Annotated in this window: 21 protein-coding genes; 10 read left to right on the top strand and 11 right to left on the bottom strand. The window is 63.0% G+C overall.

The genetic code is table 11. The features are described from left to right. Nucleotides 1–64: 64 nt before the first annotated feature. The 3 genes from soxZ to GJW30_RS08460 all read right to left on the bottom strand — a co-directional run bounded on the left by soxZ (nucleotide 65) and on the right by GJW30_RS08460 (nucleotide 1,550). The gene (soxZ, locus tag GJW30_RS08470; RefSeq protein WP_096354177.1) at nucleotides 65–400 is read right to left on the bottom strand and encodes a thiosulfate oxidation carrier complex protein SoxZ; all 336 of its coding nucleotides are present in this window, start codon (nucleotides 398–400) and stop codon (nucleotides 65–67) included. A gap of 13 nt (nucleotides 401–413) precedes the next feature. Further along, entirely contained in the window at nucleotides 414–863 is a 450-nt protein-coding gene (soxY, locus tag GJW30_RS08465; protein ID WP_096354174.1) for a thiosulfate oxidation carrier protein SoxY, read from the bottom strand. A gap of 99 nt (nucleotides 864–962) precedes the next feature. Further along, complete coding sequence (locus GJW30_RS08460) at nucleotides 963–1,550, bottom strand: thioredoxin family protein (RefSeq protein WP_096354170.1); 588 nt, start codon at nucleotides 1,548–1,550, stop codon at nucleotides 963–965. Between the two features lie 116 nt (nucleotides 1,551–1,666). Between GJW30_RS08460 and GJW30_RS08455 the strand changes: the two genes are divergently transcribed. From GJW30_RS08455 to GJW30_RS08415, 9 genes are all read left to right on the top strand, one after another. Further along, nucleotides 1,667–1,978: an ArsR/SmtB family transcription factor gene (locus tag GJW30_RS08455; RefSeq protein WP_096358735.1), complete on the top strand. Its 312-nt coding sequence runs from the start codon at nucleotides 1,667–1,669 to the stop codon at nucleotides 1,976–1,978. A gap of 156 nt (nucleotides 1,979–2,134) precedes the next feature. Continuing rightward, entirely contained in the window at nucleotides 2,135–2,869 is a 735-nt protein-coding gene (locus GJW30_RS08450) for an aspartate/glutamate racemase family protein (RefSeq protein WP_096354168.1), read from the top strand. A 457-nt stretch (nucleotides 2,870–3,326) separates the two neighbouring features. Beyond that, nucleotides 3,327–4,973 (top strand): ABC transporter substrate-binding protein, encoded by a 1,647-nt coding sequence (locus GJW30_RS08445; protein ID WP_096354165.1) that lies wholly within the window; start codon nucleotides 3,327–3,329, stop codon nucleotides 4,971–4,973. 138 nt (nucleotides 4,974–5,111) lie between these two features. After that, nucleotides 5,112–6,053 carry an ABC transporter permease gene (locus GJW30_RS08440; protein WP_096354162.1) on the top strand — a complete coding sequence of 314 codons (942 nt, stop codon included), beginning with the start codon at nucleotides 5,112–5,114 and terminating at the stop codon, nucleotides 6,051–6,053. Between the two features lie 222 nt (nucleotides 6,054–6,275). After that, complete coding sequence (locus GJW30_RS08435; RefSeq protein ID WP_096354159.1) at nucleotides 6,276–7,163, top strand: ABC transporter permease; 888 nt, start codon at nucleotides 6,276–6,278, stop codon at nucleotides 7,161–7,163. Continuing rightward, nucleotides 7,150–8,205: an ABC transporter ATP-binding protein gene (locus GJW30_RS08430; RefSeq protein ID WP_096354156.1), complete on the top strand. Its 1,056-nt coding sequence runs from the start codon at nucleotides 7,150–7,152 to the stop codon at nucleotides 8,203–8,205. Before GJW30_RS08435 ends, GJW30_RS08430 begins: the two co-directional genes overlap by 14 nt. 5 nt (nucleotides 8,206–8,210) lie before the next feature. Then, nucleotides 8,211–8,411, top strand: coding sequence for a hypothetical protein (locus tag GJW30_RS08425; protein ID WP_096354153.1), 201 nt, complete (start codon nucleotides 8,211–8,213; stop codon nucleotides 8,409–8,411). Then, on the top strand, nucleotides 8,408–9,814 hold the full coding sequence (locus GJW30_RS08420) for an amidase (protein WP_096354150.1): 1,407 nt from the start codon (nucleotides 8,408–8,410) through the stop codon (nucleotides 9,812–9,814). The genes GJW30_RS08425 and GJW30_RS08420 overlap by 4 nt, the downstream gene beginning before the upstream one ends. Before the next feature lie 29 nt (nucleotides 9,815–9,843). After that, on the top strand, nucleotides 9,844–10,818 hold the full coding sequence (locus GJW30_RS08415) for an ABC transporter ATP-binding protein (protein ID WP_096358734.1): 975 nt from the start codon (nucleotides 9,844–9,846) through the stop codon (nucleotides 10,816–10,818). 70 nt (nucleotides 10,819–10,888) lie between these two features. On the opposite strand, the gene GJW30_RS08410 is transcribed toward GJW30_RS08415, so the two are convergent. The 6 genes from GJW30_RS08410 to GJW30_RS08385 form a co-directional block, all read right to left on the bottom strand. Then, complete coding sequence (locus GJW30_RS08410) at nucleotides 10,889–11,716, bottom strand: sugar phosphate isomerase/epimerase family protein (RefSeq protein WP_096354147.1); 828 nt, start codon at nucleotides 11,714–11,716, stop codon at nucleotides 10,889–10,891. A 12-nt stretch (nucleotides 11,717–11,728) separates the two neighbouring features. After that, the gene (locus GJW30_RS08405; RefSeq protein ID WP_096354144.1) at nucleotides 11,729–13,267 is read right to left on the bottom strand and encodes a tripartite tricarboxylate transporter permease; all 1,539 of its coding nucleotides are present in this window, start codon (nucleotides 13,265–13,267) and stop codon (nucleotides 11,729–11,731) included. A 10-nt stretch (nucleotides 13,268–13,277) separates the two neighbouring features. Beyond that, on the bottom strand, nucleotides 13,278–13,778 hold the full coding sequence (locus GJW30_RS08400; protein ID WP_096354141.1) for a tripartite tricarboxylate transporter TctB family protein: 501 nt from the start codon (nucleotides 13,776–13,778) through the stop codon (nucleotides 13,278–13,280). A 188-nt stretch (nucleotides 13,779–13,966) separates the two neighbouring features. Next, the gene (locus tag GJW30_RS08395; RefSeq protein WP_096354138.1) at nucleotides 13,967–14,971 is read right to left on the bottom strand and encodes a Bug family tripartite tricarboxylate transporter substrate binding protein; all 1,005 of its coding nucleotides are present in this window, start codon (nucleotides 14,969–14,971) and stop codon (nucleotides 13,967–13,969) included. Nucleotides 14,972–15,016: 45 nt separating this feature from the next. After that, nucleotides 15,017–16,183 (bottom strand): dihydrodipicolinate synthase family protein, encoded by a 1,167-nt coding sequence (locus GJW30_RS08390; RefSeq protein ID WP_096354135.1) that lies wholly within the window; start codon nucleotides 16,181–16,183, stop codon nucleotides 15,017–15,019. A gap of 11 nt (nucleotides 16,184–16,194) precedes the next feature. Further along, a complete protein-coding gene (locus tag GJW30_RS08385) occupies nucleotides 16,195–17,322 on the bottom strand; it encodes a Gfo/Idh/MocA family protein (RefSeq protein WP_096358733.1) in 1,128 nt (375 codons plus the stop codon). Nucleotides 17,323–17,551: 229 nt separating this feature from the next. Between GJW30_RS08385 and GJW30_RS08380 the strand changes: the two genes are divergently transcribed. Then, nucleotides 17,552–18,184 carry a LysE family translocator gene (locus GJW30_RS08380; protein ID WP_096354132.1) on the top strand — a complete coding sequence of 211 codons (633 nt, stop codon included), beginning with the start codon at nucleotides 17,552–17,554 and terminating at the stop codon, nucleotides 18,182–18,184. A 6-nt stretch (nucleotides 18,185–18,190) separates the two neighbouring features. On the opposite strand, the gene GJW30_RS08375 is transcribed toward GJW30_RS08380, so the two are convergent. Next, nucleotides 18,191–18,850, bottom strand: a complete 660-nt coding sequence (locus GJW30_RS08375; protein ID WP_096354129.1) for a TetR/AcrR family transcriptional regulator — start codon at nucleotides 18,848–18,850, stop codon at nucleotides 18,191–18,193. After that, entirely contained in the window at nucleotides 18,850–19,908 is a 1,059-nt protein-coding gene (locus GJW30_RS08370; RefSeq protein WP_096358732.1) for a D-TA family PLP-dependent enzyme, read from the bottom strand. Before GJW30_RS08370 ends, GJW30_RS08375 begins: the two co-directional genes overlap by 1 nt. Nucleotides 19,909–19,935: the final 27 nt, after the last annotated feature.

The raw sequence follows: 19,935 nt of genomic DNA, 5'->3' as shown, positions 1-19,935 counted from the left end.
GAAACCGAAGCAGCGCGGTTCGCGCAGCGCGCTTTGCGCGCCGCGAACGAAGCGCGCCGCGCCGTTACACGACCTTGATCTCTTCCGAGTGCTCGATCTTAGAGCCGTCGTCGTCGAGCCACGTCAGCTTCAGCGTGCCCGAAGCATCGGGGCGAATGCGGAACTGCATGTAGGGGTTCGCCGAAATTGCGGGCTCGAGATCGCAGGAGAACACGGTCTTGCCGTTCAGCTCGGCCGTGAACTGCTTGATGATCTTGCGCGGAATGGTGTTGCCGGACGCATCCTTGCGCTGGCCGGATTCCATCGTGTGCTGGATCAGCGTCTTGAGCTCGATCGTCTCGCCCTTCTTGACTTCCTTTTTGTCGAGACGGACGCGCGGACGGGGTTTTGCATCGGACATATCTTTTTCCCCCTTAGCCGCCGCAGCCGCCGATGGTCACCTTCACCTCGCGTTGCGCCGTGACGAAGGATCCATCGGACATCTTGGCGACCGCGATGATGTTCTGCGTTTCGGCGCAGCGGATGCGCGTGTTCACTTCGGCGACCGATTCCGGTGAGAAGTGAACCGTCATGACGCCGCCTTGCGGGTTGGCGTCGGCGACGATGAGCAGGTCCGTGGCGTAAAGGTCCTTTGTGCCTTCGACCGACACCGTCATCGGAACCGTGTTGCCGTTCTCGGCGATCTCGGGAAGGTCCATCTTGATCTTGGCGGCGGCGGCGGTCTTGCCGCCCGTGAAGGCCTTGATCAGATCGGCCGAATTATTCTTGGCAGCCTGAGCGAAGCTCTGTGCCGGCAGCACCGCGGCGACGCCCGCGCCGGCTGCCAAAACCAGCGCACTTCGCCGGCTGATCGGAATCGTCATCCCTAGGCTCCCCTCCCGCCTCGCGGGCGGGTGAACGTATTCAAGTTTCTGCAAGTAAAGCGGAGCGGCCGATTTTGTCAATGGCCAGCGAGGCTAGGCTCACTGAGTTTGCGAACCAGTCGGAGCCGCGTTCGGCGTGCCGAGATAGTCGTTGAGGCTCTGCTTCGCATAAGCTTTCTCGGCGACGAAGGCGAAGACACGCTTCAAGCGCAGCGGCTCGAAATAGCCTTCGGCACGCGCGGCTTCGCGTGCCGCCGGCTTCTTTGCCGCGAGGCCCTCGGTCGTCTCCGGAAAGAACTGGAATGTCGGCGCGAAGCGCACGCCGTATTTTGCGGCGAAGCGCTTTTCGGTGAGCTTCTCGCCGTCCAAGTCGGTCACCTCGCGGGAGCCTTGCAGGTTGAGCTGCATCACATCGAAGCGCTCGCGCACGAAGGACGCAACGGAGTCGTCGGCGAAGCCCTCGGTGTGGGTGCGTCGGCAATACGGGCAGCCGTTGAGGTCCCACATGATGGCGAGGCGCTTGCCCTTCTGCGTCGCCTCCGCGACATCGCTGCCGAGTTCGAGGAAAGTGTCCACGAACCAGGATTGCGTGAAATTGCCGCCATCGAGCCGCACGAGTTCAGCCCGTGCGGGGCGCACGAGCACGGCGGACGCTGCGGCGGCGAGGATCAAACGGCGTGTCGGCATGGGCCAAACATTCAAGATGCTGCAAATGTAATCTAGGCGGTTTTCGCCGCAAGTGCTAGGTTTCGGGCGTGAAGGACGCGACAAAAACCCTCGAACGGCCGGCCGCGCAGCTGCCGATGGATCGCGATATCCTGCTCGCGAGCGCGCGTGATGCGTCGGAGTTTCTCAAGGCGCTGTCGCATGAGACGCGCCTGTTGATCCTGTGCCTTCTGGTCGACGGCGAGAAATCGGTGTCGGAACTCGAGGGCATGCTGGAGCTACGGCAGCCTGCGGTCTCGCAACAGCTTGCGCGTCTGCGCGCCGACAACCTCGTCGAGACGCGCAGAGACGGGAAGAACATCTATTACTCGCTCACGCGGCCGGAGGTGATCGAGATCATCGGCGCGCTGCATAAGGCGTTTTGTCCGCCGATGGAGCCCGCGAAATAACTCCGCTCATTCCCGCGAAAGCGGGAATCCAGCCGGCGCGGTAGCGCAGGCATAAAACTTCAAGCAATCTGGATTTTAAGAATCGTCTTCGAGCGTGCGTCCGCACGCTTGCTGGACCCCCGCTTTCGCGGGGGTGAGCGGAGTTTGGGGTGGCTAATGCTCATCAACGTCGTCAACGGAAACACCACGGACTCAATGACGCGCACGATCGGCGCTGCCGCCGAGAAGGTCGCGCGCGCCGGAACGCGTATCCGCGCGGTCTCCTCCGCATTCGGGCCGCCGTCGATCGAAGGCGCGTATGACGATGCGTTCGCTGTGCCCGGGCTTCTCGTGCGCATCAGCGAAGGCGAAGCAGAAGGCGCGGCCGCGCATGTGATCGCGTGCTTCGACGATACAGGGCTCGATGCGGCGCGCGCGCTCGCGATGCGGCCGGTGATCGGTATCGGCGAAGCGGCCTATCACGCCGCGATGTATATCGCGCATCGCTTCTCGGTGATCACGACGCTGTCGCGCTCGGTGCCGGTGATCGAGAACAATCTGTTGCGCTACGGGTTCGATCGCCGCTGCGCGCGCGTACGGGCGACCGACATTCCGGTGCTTGCGCTCGAAGATCCGAAATCCGGCGCGCGGCAGAAGATCGGTAACGAGATCGAACGCGCGCTCAGCGACGATCATGCGGAAGCCATCGTGCTCGGCTGCGCCGGCATGGCGGATCTCGCGGCGTCGCTGAGCGAAGAGTACCAAGTGCCGGTGATCGACGGTGTTGCGGCAGCCATCACACAGGCCGAGGCAATGGCCCAGCTCGGCATCACGACGTCAAAGCGCGGCGGCTATGCCTCGCCGGGCGCAAAACGCTTTTCCGGGCCGCTGGCGGACTTCTCGCCGCGCTGACGTTTGCCGCGAGTCCGCTCGCCACCACTCAAACTCCGTCATGGCCCGCTTCATGCGGGCCATCCACGTCTTGCTTCCTGCGATCAAGAAAGAAAGTCGTGGATGGCCCGGACAAGCCGGGCCATGACGACTGATATGGCGATGTCTTGGCCTTACTCCGAGTTTGCGGCCGCACCCTGCGCGGCGTGCTGCCGATTGTCGCACCTGACGGGCCGCGCAGGGTTTTCACCGCGCGCGCCATACCGCTCGGCGGATAAAATCGCGTGATGCAGCACGCTTCCGATTGATCTTGCCTAGTTTCTAAGCATCCTATGCGAGTGGGAGGAGCAACCACGGATTGTGGCGGGCCCCTACGCAGGGGAATCGGCTCAGGCGACCAAGAAGCGACCAAAAACAACAATTCGGACGGCTGGCACAGACTTTGATTCCAAAGGTCGTCCATTCCGGAGGGAAAACAATGAAGTCGGGTTTTATGTTGAGTGTTCTGGGTGCGGCTGCCGCGCTTTACGCGAGTGCCGCCATACCGGCCTCAGCGCAATCGGTCGTTCGCATCGGCATGACGGCCGGAGATATTCCGAAGACGGTCGGCCAGCCCGACCAGGGCTTTGAAGGCAATCGCTTCACCGGCAACACGATGTATGACGGCCTCACGGCATGGGATCTCTCGTCGGCCGACAAAGCCAGCACGGTGATCCCCGGCCTAGCGACCGAATGGGCTGTCTCGCCGAGCGATCAGACCAAGTGGGTCTTCAAGCTGCGACCGGGCGTCAAATTCCATGACGGCTCCGAGTTCGATGCGGAAGCCGTCGTCTGGAACGTCGAGAAGGTGCTCAAGCAGGACGCACCGCATTTCGACGCCAGCCAGGTTGGCGTGACGGCGTCGCGCATGCCGAACCTGCGCAGCGCGAAAGTCATCGATAAGATGACGGTCGAACTCACCACGGCTTCGCCGGATGCGCTGCTGCCGATCAACCTCACCAACCTCTACATGGCCTCGCCGGCCGCGTGGAAGAAGCTTTTCGACGCTTCGAGCGCGAGCGATCCTAAGGAGAAGGCGAAGCAGGCATGGGACGGCTTTGCGCGCGCTGCCTCCGGCACCGGTCCGTGGAAGATGGACAAGTTCGTTCCGCGCGAGCGGCTCGAAGTCGTGAAGAACGCGGACTATTGGAACAAGGATCGCGTGCCGAAGGTCGATCGCTTGATCCTTCTGCCGATGCCCGAGCCGAATGCGCGCACGGCCGCCCTTCTCGCCAACCAGGTCGACTGGATCGAGAACCCGGCGCCGGACGCTCTGCCGCAGGTGAAACAGCGCGGTTTCGTCATCTATCAGAACGAGCAGCCGCACGTCTGGCCGTGGCAGTTCTCGCGCATCGAGGGTTCGCCCTGGAACGACATTCGCGTCCGCAAGGCCGCGAATCTCTGCATCGATCGCAACGCGATGAAGGACGGCCTGCTTGGCGGTCTGATGGTCGCAGCGACCGGCACGTTCGAGCCCGGCCATCCGTGGCGCGGCAGCCCGAAATTCGCGATCAAGTATGACCTAGCGGAAGCCAAGAAGCTGATGACGGAAGCCGGTTTCTCCGCCTCCAAGAAGCTGAAGGTGAAAACACAGACGTCGGCTTCGGGCTCCGGCCAGATGCTGCCGCTGCCGATGAACGAGTTCATCCAGCAATCGCTCGCCGAATGCTTCTTCGATGTCGAACTCGACGTCATCGAGTGGAACACGCTGTTCACCAACTGGCGCAAGGGCGCGAAGGACGAGTCGGCACGCGGTGCCCACGCGACCAACGTGACTTACGCCGCGATGGACCCGTTCTTCGCGATGATCCGCTTCCTCGATTCGAAGATGGCTCCGCCGACGTCGAACAACTGGGGTTTCAACAACGAACCCGAATACGACAAGCTCGTCGCCGACGTGCGCGTCGCGTTCGAGCCGGCAGCGCGCGACAAGGCGCTTGCTGCTCTGCACGAACGTTCGGTCGATCAGGCCGCGTTCCTGTGGGTCGCGCATGACGTCGGTCCGCGCGCGCTCAGCCCGAAGATCAAGGGCTTCGTGCAGCCGAAGAGCTGGTTCGTCGACTTCTCGTCGATGACCATCAACTAACGACACCGTGCCGCGCATGCCTTCGGTGTGCGCGGCACAACTGTTGCTAGAGATAATTTCGAAATCGTCTAACTCGAATTCACCGCAGGGCGCTCGTTTCGCTCCCCTCCGCTTTCATTCTCGCCGCACGCAGGACGCATGCTCTTATATGTCGCCAAGCGGATCGTTCTCGTCATACCGGTGATCTTCGCGGTCGCGCTGGTGTGCTTCCTGCTCGTGCATCTCTCCGGCGATCCGTTGACCGCCGTGCTTCCGCCGGATGCATCGGCTGCGCTCGCCGAACAGCTGAAGAAGGCCTACGGCTTCGATCGTCCGTTGCCGGTGCAATTCGGCATCTGGGTCTGGAACGCCGTGCACGGCAATCTCGGCACCTCGATCGCGACGGGCCGTTCCGTCATCGAAGAAGTCAGCCGAGCCGTCGGCAACACGGTGACGCTGGCGCTGTTCGCATCGTTCATCGGCTTCTTTTTCGGCTGCCTGTTCGGGTGTCTTGCAGGCTATTTCCGCGACACCTGGATCGACCGGCTCGTCACGATCATCTCGATCACGGGCGTGTCGATGCCGCACTACTGGCTCGGCATGGTGCTCGTCATCATCTTCTCGGTACAGCTCAACTGGCTGCCGGCGGTTTACTCCGCGCCATCGGGCGCCGGTTGGAACTGGGAGTATATCCGCAATCTTATTCTGCCCGCCGTCACCATGTCGGTGATCCCGATGGGCATCGTGACGCGCACGATCCGCGCGCTGGTGAGCGACCTCCTGTCGAACGAATTCGTTACGGCGCTGCGCGCTAAGGGCCTCACCAAGAAGCGCGTGTTCGTTCACATCGTGAAAAATGCCGCGCCGACCGCGATCGCCGTGATGGGCCTGCAGCTCGGCTATCTGCTCGGCGGTTCGATCCTGATCGAGACCGTATTTTCGTGGCCCGGTACGGGCCTTCTCCTCAACAACGCAATTTTCCAGCGCGATCTTCCGCTGCTGCAAGGCACGATCCTCGTGCTCGCGCTGTTCTTCGTTTGCCTCAACCTGGTGGTCGATGTGATCCAAGCCGCGATCGACCCGCGCATCAAGCGGGCGTAACGCGATGAAAACGAAAAGACGCCACGCATTCCACACCTCCCCCTGGAGGGGGGAGGTCGGATTGCGGCTGCTCGCGCAGCGAGCCGCAATCCGGGTGGGGGTGACGCGCGAAGCGCGCCTTGAAAAATCACCCCACCCCGCTCGCGGTGCGAGCGACCCTCCCCCTCCAGGGGAGGGTGTCCGAGCAAGCTCCACCGTTTGCATTGCACTCGCGAGGAACACATGAGCGCAATTGCGGAACACATCGTCGAAATCGCCAAGATCGAGAAGACGCGGGGCTATTGGGGCAACGTCGGACGGCGCCTGATCCGCGACAAGGTCGCGATGTTCTGCGCCTTCGTCATCATCTGCATCGCGCTCGCCGCGATCTTCGCGCCGTATCTCGGGTTGTCGAGCCCGTATCAGGGCAGCATGGTCCGCCGCCTGCGCTGGATCGGAACGGCGGGTTATCCTCTCGGCACCGACGAGCAAGGCCGCGACATGTTCGCGCGCTTGATCTACGGGGGACGGCTGTCGCTGGTCATTGGTCTGCTGCCGGTGGTCATCGCGTTCAGCATCGGCGCGACACTCGGCGTCCTCGCGGGTTACGCTGGCGGCTTCGTCAACCAGATCATCATGCGCACCGTGGACGTCTTCTACGCGTTCCCGTCCGTGCTGCTCGCCATCGCGATTTCGGGCGCGCTCGGCGCTGGCATCCTCAACAGTATCGTATCGCTGACGATCGTTTTCATTCCGCCCATCGTGCGTGTCGCCGAGAGCGTGACGACGAGCGTGCGCAATCTCGACTTCGTCGATGCGGCGCGCGCATCCGGTGCGGGGCCGATGACAATCATGCGCGTGCATGTGTTCGGCAACGTGCTCGGCCCGATCTTCGTCTATGCGACCGGTCTCATCAGCGTCTGCATGATCCTTGCGGCCGGGCTCTCGTTCCTTGGTCTCGGCACCAAGCCGCCGGAGCCGGAATGGGGCCTGATGCTCAACACGTTGCGCACCGCGATCTACACGAATCCGTGGGTCGCTGCTCTGCCGGGCGTGATGATCTTCATGGTCTCGATCTGCTTCAATCTGCTCAGCGACGGCATAAGGAGTGCAATGGATGTCCGTGGCTGACGCCTATAACGCCGAAATGACGGACCGCGGCGGCCCGGCACAGCCGATGCTGGAAGTCCGCAGCCTGACCAAGCACTTCAAAGTCGGCGGCACATTCCGCAATAAAGCTGGCGTCGTCCGCGCCGTCGACGACGTTAGCTTCAACGTCGCGAAAGGCGAAGTGCTCGGCATCGTCGGCGAATCCGGCTGCGGCAAGTCGACGACCGCGCGGCTGATGATCGATCTGATCACGCCGGACAAAGGCGAAATCCTGCTCGACGGCGAAGCGGTCGGCGGCAAGCTGACGCTGCGCGAATTGCGGCGCCAGGTGCAGATGGTGTTTCAGGACAGCTATGCGTCGCTGAACCCGCGCCTCACCATCGAAGATTCGATTTCGTTCGCGCCCCGCATCCACGGATTGCCGGCCGAACAAGCGCGTGCACGCGCGCACGATCTTCTGCGCCGTGTCGGCCTCGAGCCGAAATATTTCGCCGGGCGTTATCCGCACGAACTCTCGGGTGGTCAGCGTCAGCGCATCAACATCGCGCGCGCGCTCGCGCTGCAGCCGCGTCTCGTCCTGCTCGACGAAGCCGTATCGGCGCTCGACAAATCGGTCGAAGCGCAGGTGCTCAATCTGCTGATCGAGCTCAAGGAAGCGCTGGGACTCACCTACATCTTCATTTCGCACGATCTCAACGTCGTGCGTTTCATCTCCGACCGCATCATGGTGATGTATCTCGGCGAGGTGGTCGAATCCGGCCCAGCCGAGACGCTGTTCAAAGATGCGCGGCACCCCTATACGCGCGCGCTGCTCGCCGCGATGCCGTCGCTCGATCCGGCCAATCGGACGAAAGAAGCGCCGATCACCGGCGATCCGCCGAACCCGATCGATCCGCCTTCGGGATGCCGCTTCCATACGCGCTGCCCGTTCGCGGAAGCCGTCTGCTCATCGACCAAACCCCCGCTTGCCGAGACCGGCAACGAGATGCACTTTACGGCGTGCCACATGGTGAACCCAGCCTCCGGTCACACGAAGGCGAAACCACCGACGCCGGGAGTCTAAGAGCAATGCCAGACGACGTTAAGGCCGCACGCATCAGCGAGATGGCGGCAGCCGACCACATTCCGTTGCGGCCCGATGCGGCCGCGCGCATCGCACGCGCCATCACGCCGACCGTGACGCGCTTCCACGAAGAGAAGATGAAGCTCGAGATGGAAGTCGAGCCGTCGACATTCGTCGTCGTTTCGATGCGGGAGATCAAACAATGATCGATCCGTCGAACATGACCCTCACCGAGGTCGCGAGCGCGATCCGGAAGAAGAAAATTTCGTCCGTCGAAGTCACCAAGGCGATGCTCGCGCGTATCAAGCGCTGGCAGCCGCACACGAATGCCTATGTCCGCGTCGACGAAGAAGGCGCACTGAAAGCCGCGAAAGCAGCCGATCGCGAGCTCGCGCGCAGCAAGGACGTCGGTCCGCTGCATGGCGTGCCGATGGCGCACAAGGACATGTATTATATGGCGGGGAAACTCGCCGAATGCGGTTCGAAAATCCGCAAAGGCTATCGGCCGAAAGAAACCGCGACGGCGGTGCAGCGTCTCGAAGCAGCCGGTGCGATCCATGTCGGCGCGCTGCATATGGTCGAGTTTGCGTATGGCCCAACCGGCCACAACGAACATCTCGGCCCGGCACGCAATGCCTGGGACAAGGAGCGCATCACGGGCGGCTCGTCCTCCGGTTCGGCGACGGCGGTCGCAGCGCGCACGACGTATGTCGCGCTCGGCTCCGACACCGGCGGCTCGATCCGTTTGCCCGCGCACTTCTGCGGCGTCACCGGCGTGAAGCCGACGTGGAGCCGCGTCAGCCGCGCCAACGCGATGCCGCTGTCATTCTCGCTCGATACGGTCGGCCCGCTGGCCCTGTCGGCGAAAGACGGCGGGCTCATTCAGTCGATCATCTCGGGGCCGGATCCACTCGATCCGACGACGCTCGCGGCACCCGCGTGGAACACGAAGGCGGCGAAGCGCTCGATCAAGGGCCTGACGATCGGCGTGCCGAGCAACTTCTACGTCGACGATCTCGAAAGCGATGTCGCCAAAGCGCTCGATCAAACGATCAAGACGTTCAAGAAACTCGGCGCCAAAGTCGTCAAGGTTAAGCTGCCCGACCAGATGATGGTCTCGGCCGCCGCCGTGATGACGCTCGCGGTCGAAGCCGCCGCCACGCATGCACACTGGCTGCGCACGCGGCCGGACGACTACGGCGCGCAGGTGCGCAATCGTCTCGAGAACGGCCTCGGTTATACGGGCGTGCAGTATCTCGAAGCGCTGCGCTGGCGCAGCGCCGCGATCGCGCAGCATCTCGCCGCGATGGGCAAAGCCGATGTCATCCTCGCGCCGGCGTCCCGCGCTGTCGCGCCGACGATCGCGGAGACCGATGTCGGCGGCGCGCTCGACGCCGAAGCGATCATCCAGCAAGTCACGCGCTTCATGCGTCCGGTGAATTACCTCGGCATTCCGGTCACGGTGATTCCGGTCGCACACACGGCTGCCGGCATGCCGATCGGCCTGCAGATCATGGGACGCCCGTACGGCGACGAGACGACCATCGCGTTCGGCCGGGCATTCCAGGACGAGACGGACTTTCACAGAAAGGCGCCAATGCCCTCGTGACGGAAGCGAGCGGCGTGCGGAGTTTGAACATGACACCGATGATCGACATCAAAAACCTGCACGTCCGCTTCAGCGGCAATCGCATCGTTCACGCTCTGAACGGCGTCGACCTCTCGATCGCGCCCGGCGAAGTCGTCGGGCTGCTCGGCGAGTCCGGCTCCGGCAAGAGCGTGACGTTGCGGGCGCTGCTGCGCACGCATCCGCCGCATCGCACCAAGATCGACGGATCCATCACCGTCGATGGCCGCGACGTTCTGGCGATGTCGGAGCCCGAACTCGAAGACTTTCGCGGCACGACAGTGTCGATGATTTTCCAGGAGCCGATGCTCGCGCTCGATCCCGTTTACACGATCGGCGATCAGATCGCCGAGACGGTTGCGCGGCATCAGGGCAAAAGCCATGCGGAAGGGCGCAAGCGCGCACTCGAATGTCTCGAGAACGTGCGCATTCCCTCGGCGAAGCGCCGCCTCGATGCATATCCGCACGAAATGTCGGGCGGCATGCGGCAGCGTGCGATGATCGCGCTGGCGCTCTCATGCAATCCGAAGATTCTTCTCGCCGACGAGCCGACGACCGCGCTCGACGCCACGGTGCAGATCCAAATTTTGTTGCTGCTGCGTGAGCTGCAGCGCGAACTCGGCATGACGATGATCTTCGTCACGCATGACATCGGCGTCGCGGTGGAAATCTCCGACCGCATCGCCGTGATGTATGCGGGCAAGATCATCGAACTCGGTGGCCTCGGCGATGTCGTCAGCCACCCGGCGCATCCGTATACGCGCGGGCTTTTGTCGTCGACGATCCATGGTGTGCCGAAGGGCACGAAGCTCGAGGCCATTCCGGGCGCGCCGCCGCAGCTCGACAAGCTGCCGGACGGCTGCTCCTTCGCGCCGCGCTGCAAGTATGGCGATGCGCTGTGCACGGAAGGCGTCATTCCGAATGAGCCGCTCGGGCCGGGCCGTTTCGCCCGCTGCCGCAAGGTGAAGGAAGTCGTGGCGGCTTAGCGAACGCTCCACCTCTATCGTCATCCTGAGGAGCGACCGTGAGGTCGCGTCAGGATGACGGCGAGGGGCCTCAGAGACAAACCGCGTTATACCGCTCGATGCAGGTGCGGATGACGTCGTCGCCCGGGCGCTTCCACCAATCGTTCGCAGAAAAAATCTCGACCTCCTGCGGCCCGTGAAAACCGGCCTGCGTGATGAGGCCGTGGAGGCGCTTTAGGTCGATCACCCCGTCGCCCATCATGCCGCGGTCGAGCAGTAAATCCTTCGTCGGCACCAGCCAATCGCAAATGTGATAGGCGAAAATCTGCTTCGCTTTGCCGGCACGCGCGATTTCGCGCTCGACATCCGGGTCCCACCACACGTGGTAGACATCGATCGCGACGCCGACGCCCTGCCCTAGCTCGTCGGCGAGATCGAGCGACTGGCCGAGTGTGTTCACGCAGGCGCGGTCCGCCGCATACATCGGATGCAGCGGCTCGATCGCGAGCGGCATCTTCACCTTTCGCGCGTGATTGAGCACGGCGCCGAGCCCGTCGCGCACTTGGCTGCGCGCGCCCGCGATATCGCGCGAGCCTTGCGGCAGGCCGCCGACGACGAAGACGAGACAATCGGCGCCAAGCGCGACGGCTTCGTCGATGGCGCGGATATTCTCCTCGATCGCAGCTTTGCGGCCGGCGTCATCCGCCGCCGTGAACATGCCGCCGCGACAATAGCCCGTCACCTGCATGCCGTGATCGCGGATGACGCGCGCCGACTCTTCAAGGCCGATCTTGGCGACTTGATCGCGCCAGGGATCGATCGCCCGAATGCCTTGGCGCGCGCAGGCTTCGACGGCCTCGCGCAGGTTCCACTGTTCGCGCACGGTCGCGAGATTGATCGACAATCCTTCGGTCTTCACTGAGATCTCCGATCAGGCCTGCTTGCGGCGCAGCAGCGAGAAAATCCATTCTGTCAATCGCGCGCGCTGGCGCGTCTGCCAATCGTTGATCGACTGCACGTTGGTGATAAAGGTCCATACGACCAATATCGCGAGGATCGCGCTGAGCGGGCGCGAGATAAACGGCAGCATATCGCCGTCACTCAGAATGAGCGCGCGGCGCAAATTCTTATCGAGAATATCGCCAAGCACGAGACCAAGCACGAAAGGCGCGGCCGGATAACCGTAACGACGCATGACGAAGATCAGTGTGCCGAAGCCGAGCATCGTTTGGACATCGAACATGCGCGACGACAGCGCGTAGGATCCCATCACGCAGAGCACGAAGATGATCGGCATCAAGATCGAGCGGGGGATCTGAATGATCTTCAGCAGCGGCTTGATGAAGAACAGGCCAAAAAACAGGATGCCGATCGTGGCGAACAGCAGCATCACGACGACGTCGTAGACAAACTTCGGTTGCTCGACCATCAGCATCGGGCCGGGCTGAACGCCGTGAATGATCATCGCGGCGAGCAACACGGCGCATGGCGCAGAGCCCGGAATTGCGAGCGCGAGCGCCGGAATGATGCCGCCCGGGACGGACGCGTTATCGCCGGTTTCGGCGGCCATCAGGCCTTCGATCGAGCCCTTGCCGTATTTTTCCGGCTCCTTCGAGAGACGCTTCGCGGCGGCGTAGGACGACCATGCGGCCATGTCCTCGCCGACGCCCGGAAGAATGCCGATCCACACGCCGATGATGCCGGAGCGCAGCATCGTGCGCCAATATTGTATGATGTCGCTCGGCTTCGGCCACGCCGAACCAAACTCCGTGATCTTCGGGCGCGCAAGGCGCTCGCTCATCACGGTGAGCACTTCGGAGAAACCAAAGGCGCCGACGAGAACCGGGATCAGTTGAAAGCCGCCCGCAAGATCGGCATTGCCGAAGGAGAAGCGCTCGTAAGCGTACATGCCCTCCTGCCCGATGCAGGCGACGAACAGCCCGAGGAAACCCGCGATCCAACCCTTGATCGGATCGGCGCCGACGATGTTGCCCGAAGTGACGACGCCAAGCAGCGCGAGCCAGAAAAATTCGTAGGCGCCGAAGGACAGCGCGACTTCGCCGAGCAGCGGCGTGAAGATCGCGAGGCAGAGAATGCCGAACAGCGTGCCGATCACCGAGCCGGTGGTGGCGATGCCCATCGCGCGGCCGGCTTGGCCTTGGCGTGCGAGCTGGTAACCGTCGAGGCATGCGGCAGCGTTGGCGGCGGTGCCCGGAATGTTGAGCAGGATCGCGGTGCGCGAGCCGCCGTAGATCGCGCCGTTGTAGGCGCAGACCAGAACGAGGATCGCGAGGTTCGACGGCATCTTAAGCGTCAGCGTCGTCAGCAGTGTGATGACGAGTGTTGCGCTCAGGCCCGGAAGGCAGCCGGCGAGGATGCCGAACAGCGTGGCGCCGAAGGCGAGTGCGATCGACGTCGGCGTGAGGAAATCGCCGATCGAAGCCCCAAGCATTTCCAATCCCTGAAGCATGCCTATCGCCTCACGGGAGCCGTACGAGGAAAACGTATTGGAAGATCGAGCCGACCAGCACCGGCACGATCGCGACGACCAAGATGATCGTGATCAGCCGCCGCTTCTCGGGCCATTTGCCGAGCGTCTGTTCGCCGATCAGCACGAGATGCGCGAAGAGAAACGCAGCGGTCAACGCGATATAGGGAACGCCGCGGCCGAGTAGCAAACCGGCATAGGTGAAGCAGAGCGCCCAGCTGACCACGACACGCAGCCACGACGCTTCCTCTGCATCGCTCGCGCCAATCGGGATGCGCCGGGCGAGCAGGATCGCACCGAAGATGATCAGTCCGAGGCCGAGCAAGCCCGGCACCAGACCCGGCGCGGCGAGCGGCGTTTCGATGCGGCCTTCGAGACGATCCATCGTCCAGGAGCCGTAGACGATGGCGCCGCCGAGAATGACCCAGATCAGCCCGCCGATACGATCGGCGTGCCAGAAGCTCGGGGTCGGAGATGAAGCGTGGTCGGTCATTGCAAACTTCAGCGTTCGGTCTTGCTCGGATCACCTCTCCCATGGGGAGAGGTCGACGCGCGAAGCGCGGCGGGTGAGGGGATGGTGGCTAACGATAGGCCTTAACCCCTCACCCGGATTGCTGCGCAATCCGACCTCTCCCAAAGGGAGAGGTGGAGCGCCGAATGCGCGGCATGCCGCGTAACGACTCAATTCGTCGGCTTCGGAATGCCGACGGTGTCGGGCGAGACCTTCGCCTTGCCGCCTTCGTGCAGCAGCCAAGCCGCAGCCGTGATCGCCGGCATCGCCGCCTTCAGAGCATCGTCGCCAAACGACGGATCGAGGATCGCGCCGTTCTGCGTCGCATACTTCTTCAGCGCTTCGTTCTTACCGAGGTCGGCCCAGATCATGTCCAGCGTCTTGATGACTTCCGGCGGCGAGTCCTTCGGAACGAAGATGCCGAAGTAATTCGCTTCCGGCTTGTAGGCCGGGATTTCCTTCGTCACGGCCGGGATCGTGCCGTAGCCCTCGAGTTCGAGCGGCTTGTCGGAGAGCACTGCGAGCGCTTTCAGACGCTTGGCGCGGATCATGTTGGCCTGCTCGACAGCGAGCTGTGTCGTCAACTCCGTCTCACCCGCGACCGTCGCGATCACGGCCGGATTTCCGCCGTCATAGGAGACGTGCTTGTAGGTGATGCCGAGCGCGCGCGTGAACGACTCGATACCGGAATGGCCCGACGAGTTGATGCCGGCAGTCGCGACCGAGACGTGACCCGGCTTCGCCTTCATTGCGGCGACGAGATCGGCGGCGGATTTGTACGGCGTGTTGTTGTTGGCGCCGAGCACCGACACGTTGATGACGCTGAGATAGAGACGCCAGTCGGTAATCTTCGTGTCGAGCAAGCCGCTCACGACATAGGTGCCGATGTCTTTTGCGGCGCCCGCCGTCCAGGTGTAGCCGTCCTTCGGCGCCTGCAGCGCGTTGCGCGTGCCGATCGAGCCCGAAGCGCCGGGCTGGTTCACGATGACAATCTTCTGGCCGAGCTTCTTCTCCACTTCCGCTGCGGCGACGCGCGTCACTTGGTCGGTCGAACCCCCGGCTGCCCACGGCACGATGATCGTCACCGGCCTTTCAGGCTTCCAGGGATAATTTTGCGCGCCGGCCGTTTGGGTCAGCGCGAGCACGGCCGAGGCCGCGAGCACTAGTTTCTTCATCGATGATCCTCCCGTTTTTTCGTTATGTCTTTTTTGATTTGGCGGTCAGGCGTAGCCGTGCACCGCCATCAGTTGCTTCATGCGGCCCGCCGCAAGATCCGGATCGTGCAGCACGCGCGCCTTGTCGGCGAGGCGGAAGAGTTCTGCGAGATGCTGCAGCGAACGCGCGCTCTGCTGGCCGCCGACCATCGTGAAATGGTCCTGCTTGCCGTTGAGCCACGCGAGGAACACGAGGCCGGTTTTGTAGAAGCGCGTCGGCGCTTTGAAGATGTGACGCGAGAGCGGCACAGTCGGCTCGAGCACGCCGTGGAAGCCCTGCACGTCGCCCTTGGCGAGGCGCGCGAGACCTTCGGACGCCGCCGGGGCGATGCCGTCGAAAATGCCGAGCAGTGCGTGCGAGTAGCCTTCTTCATCGCCCGCGATGAGTTCGGCGTAGTTGAAGTCGTCGCCCGTATACATCTTCACGCTCGCCGGCAGACGGCGGCGCATGGAGATCTCCTTCTCCTTCGACAGCAGCGAGATCTTGATGCCGTCGATCTTCGCAGCGTGCTCCTCGATGATGCCAAGGCAGATATCCATCGCGGCGTTATGATCGGGCGAGCCCCAATAGCCTTCGAGTGCCGGGTCGAACATTTCGCCGAGCCAGTGCAGAATCACGGGCTCCTTCACCTGACGCAGAATGCGGCCGTAAACCTTGGCGTAGTCTTCCGGCGACTTCGCGGCTTTCACCAGCGCACGGCTCGCCATCAGGATGATGCGGCCACCCATGCCTTCGATCGCCTCGACCTGTTCTTCGTAAGCGCGGATGACGTCGTCGATCTTCACGTCCGGACCGGGCGTCAGGTGCTCGGTGCCGACGCCGCTTGCGATCAGCGCGCCGTCGCGCGATTTCGCGGCTTCGAGCGCGCGGCGGACGAGTTCCTTCGCGCCGTTCCAATCGAGGCCCATGCCGCGTTGCGCGGTATCCATCGCCTCGGCAACGCCAAGACCGAGGTCCCACATGTAGTGACGGAAATCGATCGTCTTGTCCCAATCGATCGCGACATCGAGCCACGGATCGTTGTCGGCAAGCGGATCGGCGACGACATGCGCTGCGCCATATGCAACGCGGTTAAACACCGGCGGCTTGCCCTTCGGCGGCAGCTTGATCGGTTCGCCCGTCGTGTAATTCTCGAAGCGGCCGCTCGTGGTCGGCAGAGAGATCGTCGCCATCTGTTTGTCCCTCAGATTTTCAGAGCCGGCACGTCGAGCCAGCGGCGCTTCTTCCAGCTTTCGAGGCCGAGCTCGGCAAGCTGAACACCCTTCGCACCTTCCAGCAAGTCGTACTTCCACGGCGTGCCCGCGAACATGTGTCGGATGAAATCCTCCCACTGCAGCTTGAAGCCGTTCTCGTACGTGACGTTATCCGGCACCTCTTCCCACTGATTGAGGAAGTTCATCGTCTGCGGAACGTCCGGATTCCACACAGGGCGCGGCGTATTCACGCGATGCTGCGTGTAGCAACGCGTAAGACCCGCGACGGCCGAGCCATGCGTGCCGTCAACTTGGAAGGTGACGAGATCGTCGCGGCGCACGCGCACGGCCCACGACGAGTTGAGCTGCGCGATGACGCCGCCTTCAAGCTCGAACGTCGCATAAGCCGCATCGTCTGCGTCAGCCGTGTAGGTTTTGCCGTTCTCGTCAACGCGCTTTGGAATATGCGTCGCGCCGAGACAGCTCACGGCCTTCACGTTGCCGAACAGATTGTCGAGCACGTAACGCCAGTGGCACAGCATGTCGAGGATGATGCCGCCGCCGTCTTTCAGGCGATAATTCCAGCTCGGGCGTTGTGCGGGCTGGCCCCAATCGCCTTCGAACACCCAGTAACCGAACTCGCCGCGCACCGAGAGGATTTTTCCGAAGAAGCCGGACTCGTTGAGCATCGCGATCTTGCGGAGACCAGGCAGCGAGAGCTTGTCCTGCACGACGCCGTTCTTGATCTTGTTCTTCTTCGCTAGCTTGGCGACCGCGAGCGCTTTCGAGAGATCGTCCGCGATAGGTTTCTCGCAGTAGACGTCCTTGCCAGCTTCGATCGCGCGCGTGAGCAATTCGGCGCGCATCTGCGTCGTTGCGGCATCGAAAAACAGCGTGTCGTTCTTGTTGGCAAGCGCAGCATTGAGATCGGTCGTCGTGCGTTCGATGCCGTATTGCTTGCCGAGAGCCGCGATCTTTTCCGCGTTGCGGCCGACGAGGATCGGGTCCGGCATCACGCGGTCGCCGTTCGGCAGCACGACGCCGCCCTGCTGGCGGATCGCCACGATCGATCGCACGAGATGCTGATTGAGCCCCATGCGGCCGGTGATGCCGTGCATGATGATGCCGAGACGCTTCGTCGCCACTTCGCTTCTCCTCCCGCGGGGCACGCCTCTTATCGAGCATGCCGCATGGCTTAAGTAACTGACTGGTTACTAGTGGAGGAGAGCGCGACCAGAGTCAAGCGCGGAAATTGCAGCGCGGATCGGATGCTACCAACGCTCTCGTCACTTGTCGCCGGGCGGTTCGAGAGTTAGACAGCGCGCACCCCGCGTTTTGGAGTTCGCCATGCCGGATTTCGCCAGTCTCGCTGCCTTCGCACTGATCGCGCTCGGCATGGTGCTGACGCCCGGGCCGAACATGATCTACCTGATCTCGCGCTCCATCTGTCAGGGGCGTCTGGCGGGGCTCATCTCGCTCGGCGGCGTCGCGCTCGGGTTCGTCTTCTACATGTTCTGCGCGGCCTTCGGCATCACGGCCATCGTACTCGCAATTCCGTATGCGTATGACGCGCTCCGCTTCGGCGGTGCGATTTATTTGCTCTGGCTCGCGTGGCAGGCGGTGCGCCCGGGCGGACGCTCGCCGTTTCAGGTGCGCGACCTGCCGGCCGATAGTCCGCGCAAGCTCTTCATGATGGGTTTTCTGACCAATCTGCTCAATCCGAAGATCGCCGTGATGTATCTTTCGCTGCTTCCGCAGTTCATCACGCCGGAGCACGGCAGCGTGCTGACGCAGGCGCTCGTTCTCGGCTCGGTACAGATCGCAATCAGCGTCTCGGTGAATGCAATCATCGCCATCGCGGCAGGCTCGATCGCGGCGTTCCTCGTGACGCGGCCGAAGTGGATCGTCGTGCAGCGCTGGCTGATGGGAACGGTGCTGGCCGCCCTCGCCGTGCGCATGGCGACCGAAGCGCGACGCTGACGCGTTCTACGGCTTTCGCTGGAGATAACTCAAGATCACGTCGGCGATGTGGTCGCCGCGTTCGGTAAGCGCGTCGGTGGCGTCGAGCTCGCGGCCGAAGATCGTCGACAGCGTGTGGCGGTTCGACATGTAGAAAAAGCCGAGGCCGGCGATCGAAATGTAAAGCTGCACCGGATCGACGTTCGGGCGGAACGTGCCTGCGGCCGCGCCGCGCGTCAGCAAGTCCGACAGCATGCCGATCAGCGGCGAATGCAGTTCGCGGATGCGCTTCGACTGCCGGAGGAAGCGCGCCCGATGCAGGTTTTCGGTGCCGAGCATGCTGAGGAATTCGGGATGCTCGACGAAATAGCGCCACGTGAAGTGGATGAGCTCGCGAATGCCTTCGACCGGGTCGCGCTCGGTGAATTTCAGTTGAATTTCGGCAGCGCGGATCGCGACATAGGTCTCTTCCAGCGCCGCGAGGTAAAGCCCCTCTTTGTCGCCGAAGTAGTGGTAGATCATGCGCTTGTTGGCGCCCGCGCGCGCCGCGATATCGTCGACGCGCGCGCCGTTCAGGCCCTTCGCCGTGAACTCGACAGTCGCCGCATCGAGGATCGATCGGCGCGTGCGCTCGGGATCGCGCGTCACCGCCGTGCGTTTACGATCCGGCGGCGTCGGTGCATCCATCAGCGCACCTTTCCGCGCGCCGCGACCGGCATGACGGCTTCGACTTTGCCTTCGCGCACGGCGTAGACTTCGTCGAACATGTTCGTCACCACGCAAGTGTGGTTCGGAATGATGTGGACAATCTCGCCGATCTTCGGCCGCTCCACCGCGCGGGACAGATCGACCATGCCGTGTTCTTCGGAGAGCCGATCGATCACAGCGTCCGGATATTCGACGATGCGGCCGTAGCCGGTGAGCCCGCCGAGATCGGCGGTGAGTACCTTCGATCCCGTATCGAGGATTGCACGGTCGTCGGTCGGGCGACTGACGACGGTCGCGCGGATGCGCATCGCGCAATCGTCCCACGTCGCAACGCCGGCCGCGACCATCATGCGATCGTTGTAGATGTATGTGCCGGCGCGATGCTCGGTGACCATCGGGAGTTCGCCGACATTCGGCACCGTGGCGGAGCCGCCGGACGAAATCACCGGCAGCGGAATCCCGGCGCCGCCGAACAGCTGGACTGAGCGCTGGAAGAAATCGCGCTGCTTGTCGAGGTTGCCTTTCGGATAGGTCATCAGGCCGTCGAACTGCAGGCGCGGCATCGTAAGCGCGGCCTGCGCAAGATCGAGCGCTTCCTGCGGCGTCTGCACGCCGTTGCGGTGAAAGCCGGTGTCGCATTCGATCAGGAAACGGAAATCGACGTCGTGGCGCTTGCCGGCCTCCGACAGTCCGCGCGCGACGACGTCATTGTCGAGCACCACGGTCAGCTTTTTCAGCCGGCGCGCCAGCGCGGCGAGGCGCTCGGTCTTGGCGTCACCCAAGATGTTGAAGGTGAGCATGATGTCGTCGAAGCCGGCATCGGCGAAGACTTCGGCCTCGCCTATCTTCTGGCACGTTATGCCTTTGGCTCCGGCGGCGCGCTGGCGCTCAGCCAGCCAAGGGATTTTGTGCGTCTTGATATGCGGCCGGTTGGCGACGCCGAACGCGTCCAGTTGCTCCTGTACGCGCCGGATATTGCGGTCGACCACATCGAGATCGATCGTGACGGCGGGAGTATCGAGTTCGGACGCGTTCACGGTTCCCTGGCCCTGTCCTTTGGCGCT

Source organism: Variibacter gotjawalensis (assembly GCF_002355335.1).
Lineage (GTDB): Bacteria > Pseudomonadota > Alphaproteobacteria > Rhizobiales > Xanthobacteraceae > Variibacter > Variibacter gotjawalensis.
This window is presented reverse-complemented; position numbering and strand designations above follow the sequence as displayed.

Coding starts and splice junctions, on each gene's coding strand:
- GJW30_RS08380 (WP_096354132.1), top strand. CDS start 17,552: ATGCCGGATTTCGCCAGTCTCGCTGCCTTCGCACTGATCGCGCTCGGC.
- GJW30_RS08385 (WP_096358733.1), bottom strand. CDS start 17,322: ATGCACGGCATCACCGGCCGCATGGGGCTCAATCAGCATCTCGTGCGA.
- GJW30_RS08425 (WP_096354153.1), top strand. CDS start 8,211: ATGCCAGACGACGTTAAGGCCGCACGCATCAGCGAGATGGCGGCAGCC.
- GJW30_RS08460 (WP_096354170.1), bottom strand. CDS start 1,550: ATGCCGACACGCCGTTTGATCCTCGCCGCCGCAGCGTCCGCCGTGCTC.
- GJW30_RS08455 (WP_096358735.1), top strand. CDS start 1,667: ATGGATCGCGATATCCTGCTCGCGAGCGCGCGTGATGCGTCGGAGTTT.
- soxY (WP_096354174.1), bottom strand. CDS start 863: ATGACGATTCCGATCAGCCGGCGAAGTGCGCTGGTTTTGGCAGCCGGC.
- GJW30_RS08395 (WP_096354138.1), bottom strand. CDS start 14,971: ATGAAGAAACTAGTGCTCGCGGCCTCGGCCGTGCTCGCGCTGACCCAA.
- GJW30_RS08375 (WP_096354129.1), bottom strand. CDS start 18,850: ATGGATGCACCGACGCCGCCGGATCGTAAACGCACGGCGGTGACGCGC.
- GJW30_RS08405 (WP_096354144.1), bottom strand. CDS start 13,267: ATGCTTCAGGGATTGGAAATGCTTGGGGCTTCGATCGGCGATTTCCTC.
- GJW30_RS08450 (WP_096354168.1), top strand. CDS start 2,135: ATGCTCATCAACGTCGTCAACGGAAACACCACGGACTCAATGACGCGC.
- GJW30_RS08415 (WP_096358734.1), top strand. CDS start 9,844: ATGACACCGATGATCGACATCAAAAACCTGCACGTCCGCTTCAGCGGC.
- GJW30_RS08430 (WP_096354156.1), top strand. CDS start 7,150: ATGTCCGTGGCTGACGCCTATAACGCCGAAATGACGGACCGCGGCGGC.
- GJW30_RS08390 (WP_096354135.1), bottom strand. CDS start 16,183: ATGGCGACGATCTCTCTGCCGACCACGAGCGGCCGCTTCGAGAATTAC.
- soxZ (WP_096354177.1), bottom strand. CDS start 400: ATGTCCGATGCAAAACCCCGTCCGCGCGTCCGTCTCGACAAAAAGGAA.
- GJW30_RS08400 (WP_096354141.1), bottom strand. CDS start 13,778: ATGACCGACCACGCTTCATCTCCGACCCCGAGCTTCTGGCACGCCGAT.
- GJW30_RS08440 (WP_096354162.1), top strand. CDS start 5,112: ATGCTCTTATATGTCGCCAAGCGGATCGTTCTCGTCATACCGGTGATC.
- GJW30_RS08445 (WP_096354165.1), top strand. CDS start 3,327: ATGAAGTCGGGTTTTATGTTGAGTGTTCTGGGTGCGGCTGCCGCGCTT.
- GJW30_RS08435 (WP_096354159.1), top strand. CDS start 6,276: ATGAGCGCAATTGCGGAACACATCGTCGAAATCGCCAAGATCGAGAAG.
- GJW30_RS08420 (WP_096354150.1), top strand. CDS start 8,408: ATGATCGATCCGTCGAACATGACCCTCACCGAGGTCGCGAGCGCGATC.